Source organism: Wolbachia endosymbiont of Trichogramma kaykai, assembly GCF_045765165.1.
In the GTDB taxonomy this organism is placed as follows: Bacteria; Pseudomonadota; Alphaproteobacteria; order Rickettsiales; family Anaplasmataceae; genus Wolbachia.
Genome location: NZ_JBJJXK010000004.1, coordinates 303,563 through 327,177 on the forward strand (window position 1 = coordinate 303,563; position 23,615 = coordinate 327,177).

A 23,615-nucleotide genomic window follows, 5' to 3' on the forward strand; every position below is an offset into this window, starting at 1 on the left:
TTTTGCTATACATCATATGTAAAAGATACTTTTATCTTCAATAGAAAAAAACGCTTTGAAACTTGCAGATGGTGTCATGAAAACTGGTTCCTTTATTATCAGACACCAGATTGCAAGTAAAACTGGAAGATCTTTTTCAGTAATATTCTTTAAAAATTTAATTTTGTAATCCACTTGACTTCCACTTTACATCTGTGTAATCAACTGTTTCTACACCTTCAATGTCATATTGATCAGCAACTACAGATAGTTCCATTTCACAATCTATTTAATCAAAAAAATGTAAGTCTATTTTTGTACTCTACGACCCTAAATTTTCATCAAAATAAGCTGTCTTATCCTTTTTTTCTTTATACTCTTCTGCTGTATCTAGGGGTTGCTTTTTAGCTGTAATGTTTGGCCATTTTTGCGAATATTCTACGTTTATATTGTAAAGTGATTTAAAGATTTTTTGTTCATTGTTCAGCAAGCCTTCGTCTAGTTCTATAATATCTTTTATGGAATCATCAGTTACAATCGCATCCACTGGACACTCAGGTATACATACTCCACAATCAATACACTCATCTGGGTTAATCACGAGCATATTTTTACCTTCATAAAAGCAGTCAACGGGACATACTTCTACACAGTCCGTATATTTACATTTTATGCATTTATCTGTAACAAAATGCGTCATAAAACACTGTATATCCACATTATCTTGGGTACACTAAATTGATAAGAAATTCAAGCCTTTTATGAAGATAAATAAATTAAATAACGAAGAATTAGAAATATGGCTAAGCTTGTCTAGAACTGTGGGACCAGTAAAGTTCTTTAGTATACTTAGAGCATGTGGGTCGCTATATGAATTGCTTAAATATCTTAATAAGTTGACTGACAAGGATTATGGAATTTAAAATGCACGAGAAGAAATTAAGAATGCAGAAAAAATTGGAGCCAAAATAACACCAGAATGTGATCCAGATTACCCTGAAATTTTAAGGAATATCTCTGGTTGTCCTCCTGTAATAACTACACTTGGTGATGTATCATTATTAAGTCGTGAGATAATTGCAATAATCGGTGGACGTAATTCTTCAATGAATGGAAGAAATTTTGCCAATAAGTTGGCACTGGATTTAAGCGAAGCTGGTTTCATCGTAATTTCTGGTCTTGCAAGAGGGATTGATACTGCAGCAAACAGTGTAATATATAAAACTACCCCACTATTGCTGTTACAGCAAGTGGAATTGACGTAGTATACCCAAGAGAAAATTTTGATCTATACAAAAGAATCAATGAAAATGGCGGATTAGTAATTACTGAGCTTACATTTGCTACTAAACCAAAGCCTCAGTATTTTCGCCAAAGAAACCGAATTATATCTGGCCTTTCACTCGGTGTTGTGGTAATTGAAGCATCAAAAAAGTCTGGTTCTCTTATCACAGCAGATTTGCTTTGAATCAAGGAAGAGAGGTATTTGCAATTTCTGGTTTCCCTTTAGATTCACGCTGTAGTGGTAGTAATTATTTAATTAAGAACGTCGCTAAACTTGTTGAATCCGCTGATGATATAGTAGAGAGCGTGAGATTTATTTTACCTCTGCAGCAAAAAAATCTATTTGATACCGTTGCTGAATTAAAGCTGACAAATCCTTAGGAAAATATGATCCTCCAAATCCTGGAACAGCTTTGAGAAATTCCTTACCTATTCTATGGTCCATTCTCATATTGTTAGCTAAAAGGTCAATGTCTGCTCCTAATAGCTCACATAAACCTGCCATCTCATTGATAAAAGCAACCTTTGTTGCTAAAAAAGCATTAGAAGCATATTTAATCATTTCAGCAGTAACTGTATCAGTGACTATTAACGGAATATTCTTGTCTATAAATGATCTATATATAACTTCTAGTTTTGCCCTAGCTAGCTTAGTTTTTACTCATATTATTATCCTATCTGGGTATAAAAAATCTGATATTGCAGAGCCTTGCTTGAGAAACTCTGGATTAACTCCCAAATCAAAGTTATAGCCCTTATTAGATAAATGATTATGTATATTTTCTGCAGTACCAGGAGGAACAGTTGACTTTATTACTATTAAGCAATCTTGATTAACTCTCTCAGAAACTTCACTTACTGCATTATATACATTCTTTAAATTTGCATTTCCTAGGGAGTCTGATGGAGTACCTACAGTTACAAATACTACTTCTGTATTGGGATTTATTTGAGAATACGAATCAAAAAATCTTATCCTTTGTGACTTTATATTATTCTCTAAATAATCTGCCAATTAATGTTCATATAGAGGAATTTTCCCTGATTTCAAAAGTTCAATCTTCTTAGTATTTATGTCAATGCAATCAACTTTATGGCCCTGCTCCGATAACATTCTACCAGATACTAAGCCTACATACCCTACTCCTATAATAGTTATGTGCATTTTATTATCACCTTAAAAATATAGCTTAGCATCTAAAATAAATACCATTAACAATTATAAAATTTTGCTGTTACATTATTTTGCTTAATTGCCTTACCTTCCGAGTAAACTATAAATAAGGTTGACGGTATTAATATCAAAGTACCATATAAAGCACTTTTATCAGGTAATTCATTAAATATAACGTATGCTACTATTGCAGAAATTATTAGCTCTATGTATCTATAAGGTGCAAGTGCAGTAGCATCAGTAAGAGCAAAAGCTTTTAATATGAAGAACAGAATTAGGTTTGAACTTGTTCCCAAAATCAGCAGTAATATTAATTCTGGCAAGTAAGGCATATGCCAATAAAATAACAAAGATGGAGTGGAAAAAATTGTTGTTGTTAGAGCTGAGTAAAATAATATACTTATTATTGACTCCTTCATTAAAGCTTCTTATTAAGTACATCTAGTGTAGCGAAGATTAGCGCGGATACGATAAAAATAAGAATTTTAGGATTAAAGTCCTCGCTATAAGCTTTAGTAGTAATGGCAATACCAATAAAACCAATGACAGCTACTACCCATCTTTGCCAAATTATATTTTCTTCCAGAAAAGGAATTGCAAGAAGCATAACAAACAATGGTATTGAGAAACCTATAATTGTTGCAGTTACTATTGGGCAAATAGTCAACCCATAGGTCCATAAGGTCATTCCACAAAACAACAATGCACCTCTAGTTATTTGAATAGATATTCGACTTGTTTTACAAACTCCTATTCCATAGTAAAATATAAAAGGTATAAGAGTAATAGTGCTAAATAAAAAACGGAAAAAGATTATCTCAAAACTTTGAAGGTGTAAACCAAGACACTTTGATATAGTATCATTGACTACACTACTAAGTAAACTGAGTATAAACCAGGTAACTCCAAGCAAATAAGCTCTTAGTCTGTGATCCATAAAACTCCCATTTAATATTTATGAGATAACTTTACTTTATAAAAGATCAATAATAGAAAAGGTTTCTTCTATCTACTGTTTAACCATATTCATAAATATTTAGTAGAAATAATTTGAGAAGTATTATATAAAATGCAGCTTTATTGTATTATTTTAATAAACAGAAATGCTAACTGATTTTTTTTGTAATATATGATAATACTTGCGAATACTATCACATTATCAGGAAAAGTAATCGGGAGTACTGACAGCTGTGGCGATTTTACCAACTATCTTCTCTGCTAGCATTAGCAATACGTGTTTCAGTGTTAGCTGTGATGACGTTAAAGAAAGTTATCAAACAAGCAGGTTAGCAGCAAAACTTTATGAAAATGCTTCAGTTGAGTTAGCTAAATAAGGGTTTAATATAGATATATTAACTACTTTTACTTATATCTTAATATATTATTTAACACTCCCAACCGTCTTTAACACAATTCAATTTTAACAATCACCCAACTCATCAGCAATTAGGCCACTTGCTCGTACAATAATATCACTAGCAACACATGCCTTTGCTAGATTTTTCGCAACTTTGATTTTTTCTGTTTTTTTTCACTTTTTCTTTACTATCCTTCATATCCCTAGATAAAAATTTCTTCACTAATTCTTGCTCTGCGATTTCTTGCTGAGCTTACAGGAAGGAAAATCAATTATATAATTCGCTGTCCAAGTTCGTCTTTCAATGAAATAAACGCTATGTTTAAGACGGAAAGCCCATCTAGTACGGTGGTAGTGTCTACTGCACCTATTAAAGTAGCAAGACAGCTACGAAAGATAGGATTACCTGATGAGATGAAATTCAGGTTAGTCAAAATAATACTTTCTTCTGGAGAAGTTGAAGTGTTAGTAACATCTCTGTTAGATAAGAAAAGTTTTACAGTCGAAGAGTTTGAGAGATTATATTACTTACGCTGGGGAGTAGAAACATTTTTTCTAGGCTGAAGGGAAGATTAAATTTGGAGAATTTCACAGGAAAAAGTATTGAAACTATCAAGCAGGATTTTTGGTCAATTATCTTCATCATATTGCCAAAAGTGATAGGCTTTTCTTTAATTGACGCTAAAGGAGAAGATATAAAAACAATAGCAATATTAATTATGAGCTATTAATACGTGACATTAGCCTGTTTCATAAGCTAGGAATGTTTAGGGATAAATACCTGATAGGTAAAAAATATAAAAACCACAATTTGTTTAACATACCAGACAATGAGTCCACTATTTTGAGTTATATGTTGTATTAAATTTTGCCTTTGAATATCAAATTAGTGCAGTTATAGGGATAATAGGCTTCAATAGTAAATTGAGTGAGACGAACGATCCATTGAACGTTATCATAGAGCATTTTATAAAAATTGCCGTATTGATGATTTTTTGGGGATTTATTGATGAGAATAAGGTGCTTTTTATTTTGATGAACTGTGGTACAAAAACACGTCTAAAATAGTGAATCGTATACGCTCTGCTATTAATAAGCAGTTATTAAAGCGAAAACTACCAAGTATATCAATTATTTATGGAAATATAATTCAAAAGCATAGTGTGAAGAATGCTTAAACGCTTTTGTCATTAATTGGTTTGTAGTATCTAAGTTCTACACGATATAAAGATTGTTTTTTATTTCTGTTAAGCTTACACTGAGAATTTAAGCTTGCTTATAAAGTTACTAATCACACTGTTTTTATCATTGCTAGTGGGAGGAAGTGCTAACGCTAGGGTAGTTCTGGATAAGGAGATGTCTTATGTAGAACTAGATGGAAAAGTAGATTTAAGATTTGGCTACGCTTTCAATAGAGATTCTTTTAGCTCTGCCAAAGACAAGACCTCAAGTTATTCAGACCTACGCTTGCTTTGTTTACAGCAAGTTTATCCAAATACTAAAATGGGTTTTGGTGTTAAGGCAGGAGTTTCTGGTATTGCAAACTTAAAGGCACTAGACATAGAAAAGTTAGAAATGGAGAAGTGGTATTTTGTCATAAAGAATCAGGAGTTTGGATCATTTGAATATGGTAAAGGAAGTTTAGTTAGTCAGAGTATGTTAATTAACACTTCAAAAATTTATACAGCTGCTGGGGGAATAAATGGTCATTGGACAAACTATGCAAATCTATGCGGTAATGGAAAAAAAGATGATGACTCTGGGTACAATAAGGACAAGGTATTTTGGGTAAAACCCAATGTTTACAGCGAATATAATGGACTAGAGCTGAAGTTAAAACAACCAATGATAAACTATATTTCTCCTGAAATTCATAACTTTCAACTTGGATTCAGTTATGTTCCAGGTAAAAATAATTTACAATATAATAATTTAATAGCCGCTGGTCTTTCCTATAAAAATGCCCTATCAGATGAAATAAATTTTACTACTGCTTTGACTGGCGAATTTGCAAGGGAAAATTTAACTGACTGTACAAACAAAAATTCTAGCGATCTTCAGTGTCATAATCAATTACTACACTGGAATTTTGCTGTGAAACTAAAGCTTTTTGAACTTGATTGCATTTTGTCGTACGGGAATGGTGGTAAATCTGGTAAGAAGGGTAGTCATGAAACAAATAATATGCATTATGTAAATGCAGGTATTGCTTATCATTCTGATTCTCGTAAAGTGAGCTTAACATATTTTAATAGTGTTAGGGATATTGCAGACAAAGGTACAAACGAATTAACATCAAAGGCTTTCAGTCTTGAATATCCATTAGCTGTTGGTACTTCATATTACTTTGATATTGTAAGATTCAGTACTAAGGAGCTTGCAGTGGAAGATAATAACTCCGGATATGTGCTTTTTGCCGGATTGAAGCTAAGTTTTTAGTGAAGTAACTGGTATGTAAGTATCATAATAATGAGAGTAAAATTGAGTTGTTAATATATTTGCTATTTGATATTATAAAAATAACTCTTGCATAAGATTTTCAATAAAAAGACATTCTGTTACTAATCCAAGTGTAGAAGAAAACAGTTATTAATTAGCAAACCAAGCCCTTCAGTGAGCGCATCTCTTCAGGTGCTCTTTTTTTTCTTTTTTATATATAAAAAAATTAGATAGTATTGTGAGTGCGGTTTTTTCTGTGTTCTGATGCTTTTCAATTCTATCGCTTTTGTATTGAATTTCCTTTTTTTACTACTATTTCTCTATATTGTTGTAAGAAAGAATAGAAAATTTAGTGAGAATCTTGAGAAGAATTTACTTAAAGTAGCACATGAACTTCAAGAGTCAAAACAGGCTTTAGTAGATAAAAATAAGGAAATAGTTGATTTGAAAGTGAGGAACGCAGAACTTGAAGTAATTCTTCAAAAAGAGCGTGAAGAAAAGAAAAAGGAAATAGAATTACTAACAAAAGCAGAGGAGAGGCTTACGAACACTTTTAAAGCACTTTCTCTTGATGCTCTTCAGGTAAACAATAATAATTTTATGAACTTAGCAAAAGAAGTAATCGATAATAAGCTAAAAGAAACAGAAAGTGACTTCAAACAAAGGCAAGCAACGATCAACGAAGTTATCACTCCAATAAAAGAAAAATTAGAAAAATTCGACAGTGAAATACGTGAGCTAGAGAAAGAGAGGGTAGGGGCCTACGAAGGTTTAAGGGAGCAAATTGGAGCATTAATGAACCAAACTTCTAGCCTTGCTAACGCCTTGAGGAAACCTCACATTAGAGGTAAGTGGGGTGAAATGCAGCTCAAAAGAGTGATGGAGATGGCGGGAATGATTGAATATTGCGATTTTTTTACTCAATCCTCAGTAATTGATAAAAATGAGGACAATTTGTTACGTCCTGATTTAATAGTAAAAATGCCATCAGGAAAGCAAATAATAATAGATGCTAAAGTACCACTTGATTCTTATATGGATGCTATGTCGCAAAATGATTTACAGATACAAAAGGAAAAATTGAAGAATCATTCTCTGGCAATAAAAAAACATATAAATAATCTAGGCAGAAAGGAATATTGGAACCAATTTGAAAATACTCCAGAGTTTGTGGTGCTTTTTTTAACAGGAGAAGGGGTTTTCAGTGCAGCACTAGAGTGTGAACCAGCTTTGATAGAAATTGGAATAGAAAAAAAAGTAATTATTGCAACACCAATCACTTTAATCGCGCTACTTAGGGCAGTAGCCTATGGGTGGAAGCAAGAGATGATAGCTGAAAATGCAAAGAAAATAAGTGAACTAGGCCATATTTTATATGAGAGAATCTGCACAATGGGCGAAAATTTTGATAATTTACGCAGAAGCTTAAAAAGTGCTGTTGATCATTACAATAAAACTGCTGGTTCGCTTGAGGCAAGAGTGTTTCCTGCTGCCCGAGAATTCAATAAGCTCGGTATACATGCAAAAAATAAAGAACTCACTGCTGCAAAAGAGTTGGAATCTTTACCACGCAGTTTACATGCTGAGAGGTTGAAAGTAGATTAGTATTTCAGGTCTCCTTAACTTACATTTGCTGATTAAAACAACTTTCTAAAAATTTTTTTTATATAGCTCAATTCCTGCACATCATTTGCTGCATAAACAGGTATAGTTTTTTGCTCAGTACCAGGTATTTCTACAAAAATTTTGCCCACTTCTTGACCTTTTTTAATTGGTGCAGGTACCATATCTTTATACTCAATACGCACTTTAATTTTATTATGTAATCTGCGATTATAAGTTATGGTAACATCGTTTGCAACTGTAACGGGCACTTTTTTATCTTTTCCATAAACAATATTTATTTCTTCAACTACGCTATCCTTAGCAAATATTTTCTTGGTATGAAAATGATTTAAGGAATATTGTATTAGTCTTTTTGCTTCCTCTATTCGCTCTTTCTCGGTATCCAAACCATTCACAACAGCAAAAATTCTCCTATCGTTCCGTTTTGCAGATGCTATAATGCCATAACCACCAGCACTTGTATGACCTGTCTTTAGACCATCAACTCCAATATCATGGAAAAGTAAAAGATTTTTATTTTTTTGTACAATATCGTTATATGTCAAATATTGTTCAGAGAATAAATCATAGTATTCAGGAAAATCGGTGAAAATTCTTTTTGCCAGTGTTACCAAATCTTTTGCGCTCATAAAATGGTTTTCATCTGGCCACCCGCTTGAGTTAACAAAATGACTATCATTAAGATTTAAATCTTGTGCAACTTCATTCATTTCAGCAACAAAATTCTCCTCTGATCCTGCAATACCCTCGGCTAGCGCTATGCATGCATCATTACCTGAGGCAATTGTAACTCCTTCAAGTAGTTCTTTTACCGTAACAAATTGACCTTCTTTCAAAAACATGGAAGAGCCTTTTCTTTCCCACGCTTTTCTGCTTACTCGAAATTTATCTTCCATATTTATTATTCCAGCTTTTAGATAATCAAAAGCTACATATAAAGTCATCAATTTGCTCATTGAAGATGGGACCATTTTTTCCCTGGAATTGTGTTCAAAAATGAACGAGTCTGAAGCTAAATCTAAGACAATTGCTTGCTTTGCTTTGGTTCTAAACTGATATGAGTATGAGCAAAAAGGAAATACAAAAATTAATAGCAAAGTTACTAATTTGCTTAACATATTTATAATTTTAAATTTATAGTGTACCAATTAATAGTATGATTTTGCATGAGCATTTCAATAGATCTCTCGCATAAAACTTCCTTGACAAACTGCGCCAGCCCCCTTATTCTTACAATAAGAGTGTTTATCCTTGTTTCCGATCTGCGCGGGTTCAACAACAAAAATTCAGTAAAAAAAACTCAGGTATTCATTGGCAAATTACATAAAAATTATAGCGGCTGCATGTCTTTTTTTATTTTTCTACATTCAGCCAAAATGCGCTTATTTTAAGCGTTAGCACATTATTACGGCGCCAATTTACATTATCATAGGGTCAAAACTTGTTACACGGCGGTTTTTTTGTCTTTTTTCGCTTGGTAAATTTCTTAACATTTATAGCTAAAGCTTCAGGACAGCACTTGATGCTGGAAATTTTTTGAGCCCAAAAGTTATGCTAGGTTTTTGTTGGTAAGAAAGGATGGATCCCAGCAAGCACTGGGATAGAGGCTACTTGAATTGACAAGAAGGAGGGAGAAGGAGATGACAAGAGAGGGGCTACTTTCATTTGCTGTCTTCAAAAATTTACAATTATGCTTCATGTGTTTTATTAAATATTTTACTTAAAATTTAATTTATTATTATAAGAGATAAGCAATTCATGAATAATGAAAGATTACAAAAAAGGTCATAGAAAGGGCCTAAGAGAGAGAATTATTTTAGATAACGGACAATCATTACTTGATTATGAGATTTTAGAACACATTTTATATTCAGAATATAGTAGAATCGATGTAAAGCCAGTAGCAAAGAGTTTGATAGAAAATTTTGGTAGTTTAAATAAGGTTTTAATGCCGATTGGCTTTATTGCATAGGACTGATAGGCATGTAAATCAAAGTAAATTTACGCAGATAATTTAAATTTAGCCATACCTATATCAGTAAATATGTTCAATAAGTAGCACTTAATTAACAGCTCTTTTTCATGATTTACCTCTGATTTATTTTTCAAGCTAAACACAAATATTTGCTTCAACCTATAGAAAAAGACTTCAATATAAGACCGTGCTCCATACTTAATTTTTTTCTTCCATTCATTAATACCATCTTCATAATTCTCATATGACCTAATTCTACTAATATACTCGTTTCCTTCTGATAAGTAATCAGCTAAACAAATTTTAGTATCCTTTCTAGGGCGAATAATAGGCACAATATTGTATTTTCTGCATTCTTTATACACACTTTTTATATCATAAGCCGCATCTGCTCGAATAGAACAAATATTATACTTATCACTGACTTCTTCTCACATATCACAGACCGGCAAATAGTCTACAGCAACACTACTAGTGTAGTTCATGCTTATTGCTTTCTTATCATTCACGTTTAAAACAACATGTAGTTTTCTTACTTGACCATAACCACTGTATTTTCTTTTTCGAGTATTAAGCTTACTGTGCCCACCGTTATTATTGTAGATACTAACTCTAGTGCTATCTACGGCAATTTCAATATTTTCAAAATCATCTTTATTGGCTCTATTGTCATCAATCTTCAAATTAAGCTTTTTAAATCTTCTGGAAGCTTGTGTATAGCTGATAATCTTAAGTTTTTTTGCCTATTTGTACCATATAACCTTTTACAAAACCTACAGCTTGCCTCAAGCCAATTCTAAAAAGATGAACTATTATGTGTATTAAAATCACAACCTTATCACTATAAGTAGTATTGCCACCTGCAACTTTTGGACTATTTTCATACCAATTTTCTATAGCTTGATTAACAAAATGAAAAATATTTCCTCTTTTTTTTGAGAAATTCGTTATATTCTCTTTGGTTGCTTACTCTCACTTTTTACAGCATAAGTTATGCTTGTTTGGAAAATGCCTATTCTACAACAAAATTCGTTAGTAGTCATATATTGAAAAGCTTTTCTTCTTACAATAACCTCTACCAACACTAGCTATGCAACAAAGCCACGCCGATTTAGAAGCACTGCAGAATATCAAAGGAGTTAGTAATGCAGCTATATCTGCTATCTTTTGTGTTAAACAGGCTTTTGTTCGTTCTGTACGAGAAGAAGTAAAGGACCTACCTATAATCAATAACTGGGAAATTTGCTTGCTTATTTAAAAGCAAGTATAGTAAGCCTTAATAAAGAAAGTTTTCCCGTCATCTATATGAATAAAAGATATCGTCTAATAGCGGAAGATCTGCAGAACTTTGGTACAGTAGATCAAACTCCTATTTACGTTAGAGAGATCATAAGACGTGCTCTTTTGATTGGCTCAACATCCATTGTAATATCCCACAATCACCCAAGTGGAGATATACAACCTTCAAGTAGCAATATGTTTCTCACCAGACAGCTTGCAAAAGCATAGGAATAGAACTAATAGATCATATTATTATCACATTTAGTAGCTATTTTAGTTTCAAGGAAAATAGGCTTTTATTAGAGTAGATCTAAAATTGCTTTTGCCATTTTTCTTATTGTGGAAGTAAAGCTATACATGAGGTGATTGCCAGTGGAACAAAATTTTCCTTCTGGAAGACAATGTGTGATTTAGGTGGCGTAATAGTTGCAAATTGAAAGAAATACATGGTATTTGCCACTATTAGAAATCTCCTGTTTTGATAAGAATTATGAGGTCTTTATTGGTTTTTTGAATTTTGTTGAAGCACTTACATGCTTACTCTAATATTTTGTTCATAGAGCCTAGTTAGTTCAATTTCAACGTTAATTTGTGAAGCTCTGAGTTCTGTTAGGGGGTTTTCTGGTTGAAGATCTAGCTTATTCTGTATGTTCGGTAAGCAAATTAAAGCCAAATCAAAAATTTCATCATACTGCTCTGCTTCATTTACACAATTGATTATTTCCTTAAATTCTTCCACATCTTGCGGCGTATCTTTTAATATTGCGCTTATTTGGTTAGGTTTTGACGAAATTTCCTGATATCCAGCAATTCTCTCTTGATATATATCAATCATTTTTTGACATGCAATGCCTCTAAATGGGTATTCTGCTTTTTCCTTTATATAGGAGCTCTGAAAATTTTTGCAATTAAGGACTGCTTCTCTACATTTTTATGTCACTAATTATACTGGTTATTGACTTACTTGCTTTCTCATTCTTCTTTTTTTTGATTATACATTCATTCTTTGTTTGGCTCATTTTATCATACAGATTTCTGCATTCTTTATATGATACCAGCGGTTTTAGTATTCCTTCCTCTACACCTTTATTATAAAAATTCTTCAACTCATCGCTTGATAGTATTCGTATAGCATCTTCCCTTTTACCTTGTGATTTAGGATACTTTTTGTTCAGTGAACTAATATAATTTAATAGGAAACTCTTAGTTAAATCTTCCTTTTTAACTTCTGATAATTTTTCTAGTATTTCTATATATTTCAAAGTTTCCGCAAAAAGCTGCGCACCAGATATAGCAAATCCTGGCAGTGGTTTGCTCTGCGCCTTATAAAAATCGGTTTGTAAAAAATCTTCGGATTGTTTTTTTTATTACTGAAAGTTCATTGAAGGCTTTTTCTGGATTGATTTTTTTAAAATACCAGTAGCTTTTTTAATCGTTCTTTCTCTCTTTTTATTATCTTGTTTTTCATCTAAGATTAAGCTTTCAGCCTCAGTAAAAGCATTGCCTTGGGCACTTTTGGCAATATTACAAACAACGTTTTTTACAACTTGCTTAGTTGCTACATAATCTATTTCCTTTGTAAAGCAATCAATAAACAGCTGCCAATTTTTTTTTTGTTAACGGACTTACTTGTCTTATGTTCTAAATCTTCTACATCTTTGAATCCTAAAATAGTATAGAGATTTTTCAATTATTGGTTCAGCATGTTGTTTTGCCACTTTACCTTTTATATCGAATAGAAATTCACTAATCTTAGTTGTGCCCATAATATTACCTCACAATATTGATGTTATATCATATAAAGTATAAAAGCTTAATGCTTAATTTTTACTTACTATTAATATAATTGAAGGTTAACTTTGTTCCTATATTAAAACTTTAACTCCCAATTTATTATTAGTAATATCATTATATGAATCTTATGCCTGAATTTGGGAATATATTGTTATTGGTAGCCTGTTTGTTATCTTTAACGTATTTGTTTCTACCGTTTAGTTCTTACCGATTTGTTTCCTCTGCCATATTTTTTTGTGTGTCAGCATCAATGGCTATTTTGATCTACTGCCACATTAAAAATGATTTTTCACTTGAAAACGTATATTACCATTCACACACAACAAAACCTTTGATCTATAAGATTTGTGGTGTTTGGGGAAATAAAGAAGGGTCTATGTTGCTTTGGACCTTAGTGCCTGTCATGTATTTATTACTAATGGATATTTATATACCTTCTGTCATCCCAGTGCCCAGACACTGGGATCCAGACAATTTAATTGCAAGTGAGTACATCAAACGGCAGTGTAATAAAAACTGGATTCCAGTGTCAAGCACTGGAATGACACCAGAACGAACTAATGGTAGTAAATTAAAAAAAATATCTCTTATCACCCAAGGCTTGATTTGCTTTTGTTTTTTACTGTTCACTTTACTTGAATCCAACCCCTTCACTAAAATGCCAGGCATTGAAACAGATGGACTGGGTTTTAATCCGATATTGCAGGATATAGGCCTTGCTATTCATCCACCGGTATTATATTTGGGGTACCTTGGATTTAGCGTTCCTTTTTCGCTCTCTATAGCTGGATTAATTTTAAATACTGAAGGAAATGTTTGGGCTAAAATTGTCAGGCCTTGGGTACTTATTTCTTGGTCGCTGCTCACTTTGGGCATCAGCTTGGGTAGCTGGTGGGCATATCGTGAACTCGGTTGGGGTGGATTTTGGTTTTGGGATCCAGTGGAAAACGTTTCTTTGATGCCGTGGCTAATTGCAGTGGCGCTGACACATTTGTTGCTCGTTGTACGAAATTTCAATACTTTAAGGAATTTTACTATTTTACTTACGCTCACAACTTTTATATTGAGTGTGACTGGAACATTTCTAGTCCGCTCAGGAATACTTACCTCAGTGCACACGTTTGCAGATGACCCAAGATATGGACTGTATATATTAGCTCTACTTGGTGTAATTACAGTCAGTAGCTTAGTAATATTTGTAGTGTTTACGAGAAAGAATCACACATCTTTCCAGTATTCGATTACTCAAGTGACAGAAGATAGAAGATTCTTTTCACGCCTTACGATGATGCTGATGAACAATTTATTATTCATCACTGCCTTTTTCATCGTGTTTGTTGGCACTTTATACCCTACAGTGCTTGAGTATTTAACCGGTGAATTAATTTCAGTTGGAGCACCATATTACAATTCTTTATTTAATTCTATTGCACTAGCTATTCTAGTGCTCACCATGATAGGGCAATGCTGCAGTTGGCAGGGAAATAGTCTATTGCCAATATTCCGTGAATATAGATTTTCATTTTGTAGTGCTGCAGCTATTTTGCCGTTTATCTTTCACATGGAGCTAATGATTGTACTATCAATTACCATCTCCATAGCATTATTAATCTTTGTTTTAGAAGCATATAGTAAAAGAATTTGTTTATTTAAGGTAGCATTTGGTGAATCAATTTTATTAGTAAGAAGAGTTTCTAAGTCCTACTATGCAATGATGCTTGCTCATGCTGGAGTGGCAATTCTAGTGCTTGGTATATCTTATTCAGTTGGTTGGCAGGAGAAAAAAGAAAACTACTTGGGAATAGGAGACAGCATAACAGTCAATAAATTTAAAGTTACTTTACGAAATATTGAGCTAATAAAAGAAAAAAATTTCCATGCAGTGAGGGGTACAATGGATATCAGGAATTTGCTGAATAATAAGATATTAGGTGAAGTAACTCCTGAATATAGATTTTACCTTGCGGAAGTTCAGAAAAATGTTGAAAGCAGTATCTACCATAATTTATTTTCTGATATTTATGTTGTAATTGGAGAGATTGATAAGAGTAAGAGCAAAATCGCAGCTAAAGTGCAATATAAACCTGGAATGTCTATAATCTGGCTTGGATCCTTTCTTATCGCTTTTGGTTCGCTCCTTGCTGCTTTGCCTTCTAGCAAAAAAGTAGTTCCTTCAGTATCATAAAGTTTGCATTTTTTGGCAATTTAAACTTAAGCTAAGCAACACTAACCTTGCTAGGGAATTTTCTCTATGTTCTGTTGTACAATAGGCAATAAAGATATATTTTCTAATGAAGAGCTTACATGATATATGGAATCTACTTACTCAGGCCTTTTAAAATATCCCTGCTTAATAGCGTCGTAGACAGAAGAACCACTAAGCAAGCAGTTCTCACCTAACTCTTCTTTATAATCTTTAAACTTTTCCAATATTTCCTCCTTGGTACTCACTTCTAATATAATTTTTCCTTCATCTTGCACATCAGAATACAATCTAGCATCTACTTTTCCCAAATCAGTATGAAAAGTCAGTACAATATTGCCTATAAGGTCAGTATAATTTCTTACCCCACCTTCTGTTAAAATTTCTGTCTCGCTTTCACCTATTGCTATCACTTCTCTTCGAAATTCTGTGCTTTCATCTGTTCCATTTATGATTTTTGCAACCTCGACTATACTATTCTTTGAGTATTTCAAGTAGAAAGTGAAGTTGTCCATTTTTGCCTCTTTTACCTTACCAGTAGTTGCGTTTTTTGCAGCTTCTAAAAATCTTAGAGAGTAATGTATATAGCTTTTACGTGCTTCTTTAAGATTAGCTTTGTGGTCTTTAAACTTCTCTAGTTTATCAATTACAATTATGCTACTTTGAGTTTCAAATACCGCACCTCTTTTTACCAAATTACATACTATGCGACTAGCAACTTCTATGTCTCTTTCACCTTGAAAAATCTTTAATTCACTAATTCTTCTTATTACATAATCTGTAAAATTATACTTACTCTCATAAGTATTTCCATATATATTTCCCTCACAAGTAAGATTGAACCTTACCCTAGATTTTATAGCTTCATTTACAACCTGTTCTAGCTGATTTATGTCTTGAACTTCATCTAATTTACAAAAATATTTATCTGGATCTTGCTCATCTAGTAGAAAATCCTCTCCCCATAGATTTACACTTTTGTACAAATACTTTTTTCCATTATAGTCAACTTGTGTTTTTTTTACGAAAAGTTCTATAAATAACATCATCAGTTAAAAATTATTCTTTAATATTAAGGTTGGGATTATTAATTGCAAATTCTATTGGGGTTTTACCTTTTTTATCCTTTATATCAAGATTAGCTCCTTTCCTTAGAAGCAATTTGATAATTGTATCACAATGACCAGAACGAGTAGCATAATGCAAAGGCGTTCTTCCTGTGTCGTTCTTTTCATGAGGATCAGCACCTGAATTCAACAGTAAATCTATGCATTCTTCTGAATTGCTACATTCCATACTTGATAGAATATGCAGTGTTGTCAGTTTAGATTCTCCTCTTTTAAGGTTGAGAATGTTTTTTAGATCTTGATTACTTTTATGATCTAGTAAAAATTTTTTAATTTTTTCAACATCGTTCTTATAATCCTTATAAGTAACATGTGGAAAGTTTTTAAAAGTACTTAAGAATTTTTATTCAACTCCTTCTGACTCTCTGTTAAGTTAGACATGTCAACAAGACACGTAGATATCAGCTTGCCAAATGCACTTCTTTCGACAACATCCGTTAAGGAGCAGTCATTGCGAAGTAGCAACGAGTATTTAATCAATTCATATTCATCATCTTGTTGCTGTGTTTCTTCTGCTTTCTTAGAGTGCTCAAAATCATTTTTTATTAATTCAATCAAAAGCTTTAGTGTGTTAAAACTTTTATGTCCCAATAAAGGATCTGCTTTGTTTTCAAGTAGAATTCTTGCTATTTCTGAATAGCCATTTCTAATAGCTCAGCATAACGAAGTACGCCCGTATTCATCCGCTACGTCAACATTATCCCTTTTCTCTAATAGGAGTTCTACTATTTCTTCATGTCCATTGATAGTAGCACAATGCAAAGGAGTAAACCCATTTTGATCTGCTACATTAACATTAACCCCGTTTGCTATGAGAATCTCTACCACTCCTATACTGCCACTTTCAACAGCAAAGTGTAAAGGATTCCATCCATCTTGATCTGCTGTATTAACATTACCCCTTTTTTTTATTAAAAGCTCTGCTATCTTTACAAGATCATTTCTAGCAGCTATATGTAACAACGTACTTTGATCATCGAATGTATAATTTATGTTAAATTCACTATCTTGCCACTTTTTATACCTGTCTGGATCTTCTTTTTCCAATTCCTCTTTTACCCTTTCGATTATATTGTTCTCATTTAAGTCACTTATTGTCCTTAATATTTTAACAACCGTTCATATTCCATAATTATACCTCAAACTATTTGTTTTTGTACTATAGCTAAAAAAAATATTTATCCATAATAAAATAACCAACACCAGGGTAAGTGGTTTGCTGCTAACATATTTAAAAATATTATGAACTTAATAAGAGAAAAAAATACCCCTGTAATGGAGCAATATTTAAATTTGAAAGCTCAATACACGGATCATCTATTGTTTTATAGACTGGGAGATTTTTATGAATTGTTTTTCGATGATGCTATTAAAGCTGCAAAATTGCTGAATATAGTGCTAACCAAGAGGGGCAATTCAAATGGACAAGAAATACCAATGTGTGGAGTGCCAGCACACAGTAGTGAGTCTTACCTGCACAAGCTAATAGATTTAGGATTCAAAGTAGCAATCTGTGACCAATTAGAAACTGCTGATGAAGCAAAAAAGAGGGGCTATAAATCCATAGCAAAACGTGATGTAGTGCGAGTTGTAACTCCAGGTACAATTATAGAAGATTCACTACTGGAGGATAAAAGCAATAATTATCTCGCATCCATAGTTGAACAAAATGATGAATATGCTATTAGTTGGCTTGAATTATCGACGGGAAAATTTTTTCACACTTTAACGAGTTTGAAAGCTCTAGATAGTGATTTGTTGCGTATATCACCAAGAGAATTATTAATTTCTGAAAAATTCATTGAGGACGAAAAAATTAGATCGATTTTAAAAAATTATAAAATATCAATTACACAACACGTACAGAGTTTTTTTGAGTATAGTAAATCTCACAGAACGTTATGCGAGTTTTATAAAATCAGGGAACTTGGAAGTATAGGAAATTTCAGCAAAGTAGAAATCATGGCGTGCGGTGCACTGCTTGAATATGTCAGAGTAACACAAAGGAGCTCCATTCCAAGGCTTGAATTCCCGAAAACCTATAAGCAACAAAATTTCATGCTTATTGATGCTTCAGCAAGGAGAAATCTTGAGTTATTCTCAACTCAATTTGGTGAAAAGAAAGGTTCACTAATTTCAGTTATTGATCACACAGTTACAGCTTCTGGTGGACGCCTGCTCAAACAAATGCTTGCTTCACCACTTGCTTGCTCCAAGGCAATCAATTTGAGGCTCAACACCACTCAATTTTTTGTAAATAATTATGAGACACGTAGAAAAATACGAGAGATATTATCTAACATTCCGGATATTGAGAGGTCTTTATCGCGCTTAATACTAGGACGTGGTTCGCCAAAGGATATGAACCTATTAAAAATAGGCCTAGGAAAAACTTTAGAGTTATCTGAGTTTCTGTCTACCTTGCATAATTATTGTTTAAGTGAAGAACCGGCAGCTAACTCTCAGATGTCATTCCAATGCTTAAACAGAGAAAAGTCTACTACTCAGGTGATAAGTAGTAACGAAAGTGAACTAAGCACAATACATAAAAGTCTTGGTAACCATAAAGATCTATTCGAGCTTCTAAACAGTGCTATCCTTGATAACAACCTCAGTTCCGTAAAAGAAGGAGGATTTATCAATCCAAAATATGATCAAGAATTATCCGAATTATATTGTATATTGAACAACAGTAATAAGTTGGTAACTAAGCTCCGTGAGTCTTATCGCGACCTAACTGGCATTGCTGCACTCAAAATATTACACAACAATATACTTGGTTACTACGTTGAAGTGTCGGCAAATCACAAAATAACTTCGGATATATTTATTCATAGGCAAAGCTTAGCAAATAGCATGCGCTATACCACTAATGAATTGAAAGAACTAGAAAATAAAATTCTTACGGCACGTGATGCTGCAATCGGCTTAGAAGTGAAAATTTTTAGTGAACTATGTAGTAAAGTCGCTAAAGAATCTGAAAAAATTGCTCTTGCTGCAAATGCTTTGGCAAAACTTGATATTAGAGCCACGTTTGCGGAGCTTGCAGTGCAAAATAATTACGTAAAACCCATTATCGATGACAGTAAAGAGTTCAACATCTGTAGTGGAAGACATCCAGTGGTTGAAGTTAACGATAAATTCATTTCAAATAGCATCAATTTAGCTGGTATACATCTAATTACTGGGCCTAATATGGCGGGAAAAAGCACTTTTTTGAGGCAAAACGCTCTCATTGCAGTTTTAGCTCACATGGGGTCATTTGTGCCAGCAGAGAGTGCACATATAGGAGTGATTGACAAGATATTTAGCAGGGTTGGTGCAACAGATAATATAACAGCTGGTTATTCTACCTTCATGGTAGAGATGATCGAAACAGCAACGATAGTAAATCAGGCAACAGATCGTTCCTTGGTGATACTTGATGAAATTGGTAGGGGCACAGGGGTATATGATGGATTATCTATTGCACAGGCGGTGATTGAACACGTTCACAACATAAATAAGTGCCGCGCCATTTTTGCAACTCATTATCATGAATTGACTAAAGTAGGTGAATACTTAGAAAATGTAAAATGTTTTTGTATGAAAATAAAAGAATGGAAAGGAGAAGTCATCTTTTTACATGAAGTAATTGAAGGCATTGCAGATGAGTCATATGGAATACACGTAGCAAAACTTGCTGGGTTTCCTGATTCTATTTTAAACAGAGCAAGAGAAGTATTTGAGGAGCTAAAGGCTTGAGGAAAGTAACATTATATTACTCCACAATTATGGAGTTTTAGCAATCTATGGCGCTTTAATTTTAGTCAGCTTTCTGAATAGCTGAATTAACGTGGCATTGATCTATTGCCACATTGGTCAAGATTCCAATTCCACCACCTACAACTGCACCTACAGCTCCTAATGCTAGTTGAGTACCAATTCCAGCAGAAGACCCAATGATTAATGGAGCAAGAAAATATAATGCTAAAGCGCAAGTTATTGCAGCTACACTTATAACAGCCAGCTTTCTCGGACAAAAATTTTCTGGTGCCTCAGCACTAGATATGAATGATGATCTTACTAGATTTTTCTACTTTCATAATCTAAAAAGCCACTCACTGTTCTCATTATAGGACGGGTAGAGCGGTCACCAGTCAAGTAAATTCTATCTCCTATTATATCAAGCTCTTTAACTTGAGCTTTATATTCATCCCAATAGTTTGATAATTCTTGTTGGTCATTGAGAAGATCTGGTTTATTTGAAGTTGTTAACAAGTGTGAGTCATGTTCAAAATATATCTAATTGTAGCTTTCCCTATATCTATATGCCCTTCAGTAATTGCATACTTTAAAACACCTTCTGCTTTTTTCCTTCCAATATTAAGATCAGCACCAGCTTTTATCAATAATTCTACTATCTTTGGAGAATTATGAAATATAGTAATATCTAAAGGGACCATCTCATGATAATCTTTAATATTTAAGTTTGCTTTTTGTTCTATAAAATAACTTATAAATTTTAAGGTTTCATCAGATTTTTGATTGTCTATGTCTTTATGTTTGTAATATATTGTAATTGCAAAATTCAACGCAGTTTCACCCTTCAACTCACTACCACCCATAATTAATGTCTGATAGCTTTTTACCCCTTGATTGATTAAGTTAACATCCGCGCCGTTTTCTATTAAAGCCTTAGCTCCTTTGAAATTGCTTTTTGCAATTTGCAGATGAAGTAAGTAACAACTAAGATTATCAGTTGCATTAGGATTTACACCTTGTTCAATCAGATACCTTGCAATTTTATCATTAAATTTGTGATCATAAGTTGCAGATTGTAGTGGCTCAGGATTTTGCTGTAACTCATCTTTAGCTATTAAGCTACTCACCTGACAGATTGATTTTACTGACTCTAAATCTCTTCTTCGAACTGCCTTTGTGACTGCAGCACTAAAGCTTATACCCTTTTCTATTAGATATTTGTCCATTTTACTATCAACAGCATAACCTAATAAATTTGTACCATTTTGGGAATTAATCTCAGCAACAACATCTTTAATAATAGAGATGTTTTTCTCAAAAATTGATTTTACTTTTTCTAAGTCATTCTCCTTAACAGCTCTAAGAAGCTTTTTTAATACAGAATCTTTCTTCTTATTTTCAGATAGAATTTTCTGTAGTTCCTCAGGATTCATAAATACACCTCAACACACACAATCAAAGAAATTATATCCAATTTTCTATAGCTTGATTAACAAAATGAAAAATGTTGCCTCTTTTTTTGAGAAATTCGTTATATCCTCTTTGGTTACTTACTCTCATTTTTTGCGGCATAAGTTATACTTGTTTGGAAAATGCCTATTCTACAACAAAATGCGTTAGTAGTCGTATATTGAAAAGCTTTTCTTCTTACAATAACCTCTACCGACACTAGCCATGCAACAAAGCCATCCGGAATTGTTTGTAAAGGATCTTCAGATATTATCTTGCCCAAAGGTTAATTTATTTTATAATCTTTCTGTATTCTAGAAATTTCAATTAAATGAACTGCTATAAAACTCACGCGTGTAATGAATTAAGGAAGAATGATGTAGAAAAGGAAGTTACTCTCTCTGGGTGGCTGTACCGTAAACGTGACCATGGTAACCTAATCTTTGTTGATTTAAGAGATTTTTATGGAATTACTCAACTGGTATTCAATAATGACAAAGACTTTTTTGATGAAATTTCAAATTTAAAATCAGAGAGTGTGATTACTGTCACAGGAACAGTCAAAGCTAGAACTGAAGATACGGTAAACAGCTCTATTTACACAGGAGAAATTGAAGTTATAGTTAGTAATTTGCAAGTTGAATCGGAAGTTGAGTTCCACTGTGATGAAGAAATAGCAAAAGAAGAAAGGAGTATACTAGCAAGTATCTCCGGCGAGCAAGAATACCCAGAAAACATGAGATTTAAATACCGTTTTCTTGATTTAAGACGTGAAAAGGTTCGTAATAACATTATTCTGCGTTCACAGATCATTTTAGAGCTCAGGAGGCTCATGATAGAGCAAGGATTTTTGGAAATTCAAACTCCAATACTTACTGCCTCTTCTCCTGAAGGTGCACGTGACTACTTAGTGCCAAGCAGACTAAATCCTGGTAAATTCTATGCATTACCACAAGCTCCACAGATTTTTAAGCAGTTGCTTATGGTTTCAGGGTTTGATAAATATTTTCAAATTGCACCTTGTTTTCGTGATGAGGACGCAAGGGCTGACCGTTCTCCTGGAGAGTTTTATCAGCTCGACCTTGAAATGTCTTTTGTGACTCAAGAAGATATATTTCAGGTTATTGAATCTACTTTATATAAAGTGTTCGCGAAATTTTCTCGCAAGTCTGTCGGTAAAGATTTTCCACGTATTACATACAAAGAAGCAATGCTCAAATATGGATCTGATAAGCCAGATTTGCGTAATCCATTATTAATTAGCGATGTAACAGAAATTTTCCGTGATTCAGAGTTCAATATTTTCAAAAGCAATATTGAACGCGGTATGGTAGTGAGAGCCATTCCTGCTCCTAAAACAGCAGAGGAACCTCGTAGCTTTTTTGATAAAAAAATAGAACATGCACAAAAGGAATTCGGTTCTAAAGGTCTTGGATATATAACGTTCGATAAAGATGGAATTGCAAAAGGACCAATTGCTAAATTCCTTGATGACAATAGGTTAAATTCCATAAAAGAAATAACAAATATAGAACCTGGAGATAGTGTATTTTTTGCTTCTGATAAGGAAAATGAAGCAGCAATAATTTCAGGGAAAGTGCGTATTCTTTTGGGATCAGAACTAGGTCTTATAGATGAAAATATCTTCAAATTCTGTTGGGTGATTGATTTTCCTTACTTTGCGTATGACGATAAAAGTAAAAAAATTGATTTCTTTCATAATCCATTTTCTATGCCACATGGTGGCTTGAAAGATTTAGAAGAAAAGAATCCACTGGATATCCTTGCTTACCAATATGATCTTGTTTGCAATGGAATAGAGCTGTCAAGTGGAGCAATTCGTAATAACAGACTAGATATTATGTACGGAGCTTTTGCCATTGCAGGCTACAGTAAAGAAGAAGTTGATGCAAAATTTGGTGCGCTTGTACGTGCATTTAGGTTTGGAGTGCCACCTCATGGTGGAATAGCACCAGGAGTTGATAGAATAGTTATGCTACTTGCTGATGAGCCTAGTATTCGTGAAGTAATCTGTTTTCCTATGAATCAGCAAGGTGAAGACGTTCTAATGGGTGCTCCTTCTAAAGTAGAGGATAAGCATTTACGTGAGTTGTCTTTAAAGGTTATTGAATAAAGCTACGTATAACTTGAGTTTAGATGGGGAAAAACAAGAATATTGAACT

Annotated in this window: 21 protein-coding genes and 8 pseudogenes; 12 read left to right on the plus strand and 17 right to left on the minus strand. The window is 33.3% G+C overall.

Features of this window, described 5'->3' with window-relative positions; genetic code table 11:
• Positions 1-12: 12 nt before the first annotated feature.
• Together wTKK_RS05565 and wTKK_RS05570 are read right to left on the minus strand one after the other, a co-directional pair.
• Entirely contained in the window at positions 13-174 is a 162-nt protein-coding gene (locus wTKK_RS05565) for a hypothetical protein (protein ID WP_407512619.1), read from the minus strand.
• Positions 175-301: 127 nt separating this feature from the next.
• Entirely contained in the window at positions 302-679 is a 378-nt protein-coding gene (locus wTKK_RS05570; RefSeq protein ID WP_407512620.1) for a ferredoxin family protein, read from the minus strand.
• 61 nt (positions 680-740) lie between these two features.
• Here wTKK_RS05570 and dprA point away from each other — a divergent pair.
• Positions 741-1,611 (plus strand): annotated as a pseudogene (dprA, locus tag wTKK_RS05575) (DNA-processing protein DprA); the annotation flags it as partial.
• Here the strand turns inward: dprA and wTKK_RS05580 are convergent.
• From wTKK_RS05580 to wTKK_RS05590, 3 genes and pseudogenes are all read right to left on the minus strand, one after another.
• Positions 1,577-1,825, minus strand: a complete 249-nt coding sequence (locus tag wTKK_RS05580) for a hypothetical protein (RefSeq protein WP_407512621.1) — start codon at positions 1,823-1,825, stop codon at positions 1,577-1,579. The pseudogene dprA and the gene wTKK_RS05580 overlap by 35 nt on opposite strands.
• A 99-nt stretch (positions 1,826-1,924) precedes the next feature.
• Positions 1,925-2,428, minus strand: a pseudogene (locus wTKK_RS05585) (NAD(P)-binding domain-containing protein).
• Positions 2,429-2,475: 47 nt separating this feature from the next.
• A pseudogene (locus wTKK_RS05590) lies at positions 2,476-3,374 on the minus strand (DMT family transporter).
• A gap of 253 nt (positions 3,375-3,627) precedes the next feature.
• Between wTKK_RS05590 and wTKK_RS05595 the strand changes: the two are divergent.
• The 5 genes and pseudogenes from wTKK_RS05595 (at position 3,628) to wTKK_RS05615 (ending at position 7,838) form a co-directional block, all read left to right on the plus strand.
• The gene (locus tag wTKK_RS05595; RefSeq protein ID WP_407512622.1) at positions 3,628-3,771 is read left to right on the plus strand and encodes a hypothetical protein; all 144 of its coding nucleotides are present in this window, start codon (positions 3,628-3,630) and stop codon (positions 3,769-3,771) included.
• Between the two features lie 251 nt (positions 3,772-4,022).
• A pseudogene (locus wTKK_RS05600) lies at positions 4,023-4,438 on the plus strand (transposase); the annotation flags it as partial.
• Between the two features lie 280 nt (positions 4,439-4,718).
• Positions 4,719-4,862, plus strand: coding sequence for a hypothetical protein (locus wTKK_RS05605; RefSeq protein WP_407512623.1), 144 nt, complete (start codon positions 4,719-4,721; stop codon positions 4,860-4,862).
• Positions 4,863-5,072: 210 nt separating this feature from the next.
• Positions 5,073-6,233: a porin gene (locus wTKK_RS05610; protein ID WP_407512819.1), complete on the plus strand. Its 1,161-nt coding sequence runs from the start codon at positions 5,073-5,075 to the stop codon at positions 6,231-6,233.
• 264 nt (positions 6,234-6,497) lie between these two features.
• The gene (locus wTKK_RS05615; protein ID WP_407512624.1) at positions 6,498-7,838 is read left to right on the plus strand and encodes a DNA recombination protein RmuC; all 1,341 of its coding nucleotides are present in this window, start codon (positions 6,498-6,500) and stop codon (positions 7,836-7,838) included.
• Between the two features lie 32 nt (positions 7,839-7,870).
• On the opposite strand, the gene wTKK_RS05620 is transcribed toward wTKK_RS05615, so the two are convergent.
• Positions 7,871-8,977, minus strand: a complete 1,107-nt coding sequence (locus wTKK_RS05620) for a D-alanyl-D-alanine carboxypeptidase family protein (RefSeq protein ID WP_407512625.1) — start codon at positions 8,975-8,977, stop codon at positions 7,871-7,873.
• Positions 8,978-9,624: 647 nt separating this feature from the next.
• Here wTKK_RS05620 and wTKK_RS05625 point away from each other — a divergent pair.
• Positions 9,625-9,804 (plus strand): annotated as a pseudogene (locus wTKK_RS05625) (RadC family protein); the annotation flags it as partial.
• A 56-nt stretch (positions 9,805-9,860) separates the two neighbouring features.
• On the opposite strand, the pseudogene wTKK_RS06305 reads toward wTKK_RS05625, so the two are convergent.
• Positions 9,861-10,810, minus strand: a pseudogene (locus wTKK_RS06305) (IS5 family transposase).
• A gap of 114 nt (positions 10,811-10,924) precedes the next feature.
• On the opposite strand from wTKK_RS06305, the gene wTKK_RS05645 reads away from it, so the two are divergent.
• Together wTKK_RS05645 and wTKK_RS05650 are read left to right on the plus strand one after the other, a co-directional pair.
• Entirely contained in the window at positions 10,925-11,092 is a 168-nt protein-coding gene (locus tag wTKK_RS05645; protein WP_407512627.1) for a hypothetical protein, read from the plus strand.
• Positions 11,077-11,423: pseudogene (locus tag wTKK_RS05650) on the plus strand (JAB domain-containing protein). Before wTKK_RS05645 ends, wTKK_RS05650 begins: the two are co-directional and overlap by 16 nt.
• A gap of 221 nt (positions 11,424-11,644) precedes the next feature.
• Here the strand turns inward: wTKK_RS05650 and wTKK_RS05655 are convergent.
• From wTKK_RS05655 to wTKK_RS05665, 3 genes are all read right to left on the minus strand, one after another.
• Positions 11,645-11,950 carry a hypothetical protein gene (locus wTKK_RS05655; RefSeq protein ID WP_407512628.1) on the minus strand — a complete coding sequence of 102 codons (306 nt, stop codon included), beginning with the start codon at positions 11,948-11,950 and terminating at the stop codon, positions 11,645-11,647.
• An 88-nt stretch (positions 11,951-12,038) separates the two neighbouring features.
• Positions 12,039-12,377, minus strand: coding sequence for a hypothetical protein (locus wTKK_RS05660; RefSeq protein ID WP_407512629.1), 339 nt, complete (start codon positions 12,375-12,377; stop codon positions 12,039-12,041).
• 372 nt (positions 12,378-12,749) lie between these two features.
• Positions 12,750-12,881, minus strand: coding sequence for a hypothetical protein (locus wTKK_RS05665; protein ID WP_407512630.1), 132 nt, complete (start codon positions 12,879-12,881; stop codon positions 12,750-12,752).
• Between the two features lie 155 nt (positions 12,882-13,036).
• Here wTKK_RS05665 and wTKK_RS05670 point away from each other — a divergent pair, with 155 nt between their 5' ends.
• Entirely contained in the window at positions 13,037-15,094 is a 2,058-nt protein-coding gene (locus tag wTKK_RS05670; RefSeq protein ID WP_458695414.1) for a cytochrome c-type biogenesis CcmF C-terminal domain-containing protein, read from the plus strand.
• A gap of 137 nt (positions 15,095-15,231) precedes the next feature.
• Here wTKK_RS05670 and wTKK_RS05675 read toward each other — a convergent pair whose 3' ends face one another.
• The 4 genes from wTKK_RS05675 to wTKK_RS05690 form a co-directional block, all read right to left on the minus strand.
• Complete coding sequence (locus wTKK_RS05675; protein ID WP_407512635.1) at positions 15,232-16,098, minus strand: hypothetical protein; 867 nt, start codon at positions 16,096-16,098, stop codon at positions 15,232-15,234.
• A gap of 73 nt (positions 16,099-16,171) precedes the next feature.
• Positions 16,172-16,408, minus strand: a complete 237-nt coding sequence (locus wTKK_RS05680) for an ankyrin repeat domain-containing protein (RefSeq protein ID WP_407512638.1) — start codon at positions 16,406-16,408, stop codon at positions 16,172-16,174.
• A gap of 164 nt (positions 16,409-16,572) precedes the next feature.
• Positions 16,573-16,830 carry a hypothetical protein gene (locus tag wTKK_RS05685; protein WP_407512641.1) on the minus strand — a complete coding sequence of 86 codons (258 nt, stop codon included), beginning with the start codon at positions 16,828-16,830 and terminating at the stop codon, positions 16,573-16,575.
• A 63-nt stretch (positions 16,831-16,893) separates the two neighbouring features.
• Positions 16,894-17,286 (minus strand): ankyrin repeat domain-containing protein, encoded by a 393-nt coding sequence (locus tag wTKK_RS05690; protein WP_407512642.1) that lies wholly within the window; start codon positions 17,284-17,286, stop codon positions 16,894-16,896.
• A 195-nt stretch (positions 17,287-17,481) separates the two neighbouring features.
• Here wTKK_RS05690 and mutS point away from each other — a divergent pair, with 195 nt between their 5' ends.
• Entirely contained in the window at positions 17,482-19,983 is a 2,502-nt protein-coding gene (gene mutS, locus wTKK_RS05695) for a DNA mismatch repair protein MutS (protein ID WP_407512645.1), read from the plus strand.
• Positions 19,984-20,304: 321 nt separating this feature from the next.
• On the opposite strand, the gene wTKK_RS05700 is transcribed toward mutS, so the two are convergent.
• From wTKK_RS05700 to wTKK_RS06310, 3 genes and pseudogenes are all read right to left on the minus strand, one after another.
• Complete coding sequence (locus wTKK_RS05700) at positions 20,305-20,499, minus strand: hypothetical protein (protein WP_407512646.1); 195 nt, start codon at positions 20,497-20,499, stop codon at positions 20,305-20,307.
• Positions 20,493-21,416, minus strand: a complete 924-nt coding sequence (locus wTKK_RS05705; protein ID WP_407512648.1) for an ankyrin repeat domain-containing protein — start codon at positions 21,414-21,416, stop codon at positions 20,493-20,495. The genes wTKK_RS05700 and wTKK_RS05705 overlap by 7 nt, the downstream gene beginning before the upstream one ends.
• 37 nt (positions 21,417-21,453) lie before the next feature.
• A pseudogene (locus tag wTKK_RS06310) lies at positions 21,454-21,555 on the minus strand (IS5 family transposase); the annotation flags it as partial.
• Between the two features lie 208 nt (positions 21,556-21,763).
• Here wTKK_RS06310 and aspS point away from each other — a divergent pair.
• Positions 21,764-23,566, plus strand: a complete 1,803-nt coding sequence (aspS, locus tag wTKK_RS05710; RefSeq protein ID WP_407512650.1) for an aspartate--tRNA ligase — start codon at positions 21,764-21,766, stop codon at positions 23,564-23,566.
• The last annotated feature ends 49 nt before the right edge of the window (positions 23,567-23,615 follow it).

Bases quoted from the DNA above. Each gene is read 5' to 3' on its own strand.
- wTKK_RS05580 (WP_407512621.1), bottom strand. From the start codon at position 1,825: ATGATTAAATATGCTTCTAATGCTTTTTTAGCAACAAAGGTTGCTTTT.
- mutS (WP_407512645.1), top strand. From the start codon at position 17,482: ATGAACTTAATAAGAGAAAAAAATACCCCTGTAATGGAGCAATATTTA.
- wTKK_RS05665 (WP_407512630.1), bottom strand. From the start codon at position 12,881: ATGGGCACAACTAAGATTAGTGAATTTCTATTCGATATAAAAGGTAAA.
- wTKK_RS05655 (WP_407512628.1), bottom strand. From the start codon at position 11,950: ATGATTGATATATATCAAGAGAGAATTGCTGGATATCAGGAAATTTCG.
- wTKK_RS05615 (WP_407512624.1), top strand. From the start codon at position 6,498: ATGCTTTTCAATTCTATCGCTTTTGTATTGAATTTCCTTTTTTTACTA.
- wTKK_RS05645 (WP_407512627.1), top strand. From the start codon at position 10,925: ATGCAACAAAGCCACGCCGATTTAGAAGCACTGCAGAATATCAAAGGA.
- wTKK_RS05670 (WP_458695414.1), top strand. From the start codon at position 13,037: ATGCCTGAATTTGGGAATATATTGTTATTGGTAGCCTGTTTGTTATCT.
- wTKK_RS05570 (WP_407512620.1), bottom strand. From the start codon at position 679: ATGACGCATTTTGTTACAGATAAATGCATAAAATGTAAATATACGGAC.
- wTKK_RS05680 (WP_407512638.1), bottom strand. From the start codon at position 16,408: ATGGAATGTAGCAATTCAGAAGAATGCATAGATTTACTGTTGAATTCA.
- wTKK_RS05705 (WP_407512648.1), bottom strand. From the start codon at position 21,416: ATGAATCCTGAGGAACTACAGAAAATTCTATCTGAAAATAAGAAGAAA.
- aspS (WP_407512650.1), top strand. From the start codon at position 21,764: ATGAACTGCTATAAAACTCACGCGTGTAATGAATTAAGGAAGAATGAT.
- wTKK_RS05620 (WP_407512625.1), bottom strand. From the start codon at position 8,977: ATGTTAAGCAAATTAGTAACTTTGCTATTAATTTTTGTATTTCCTTTT.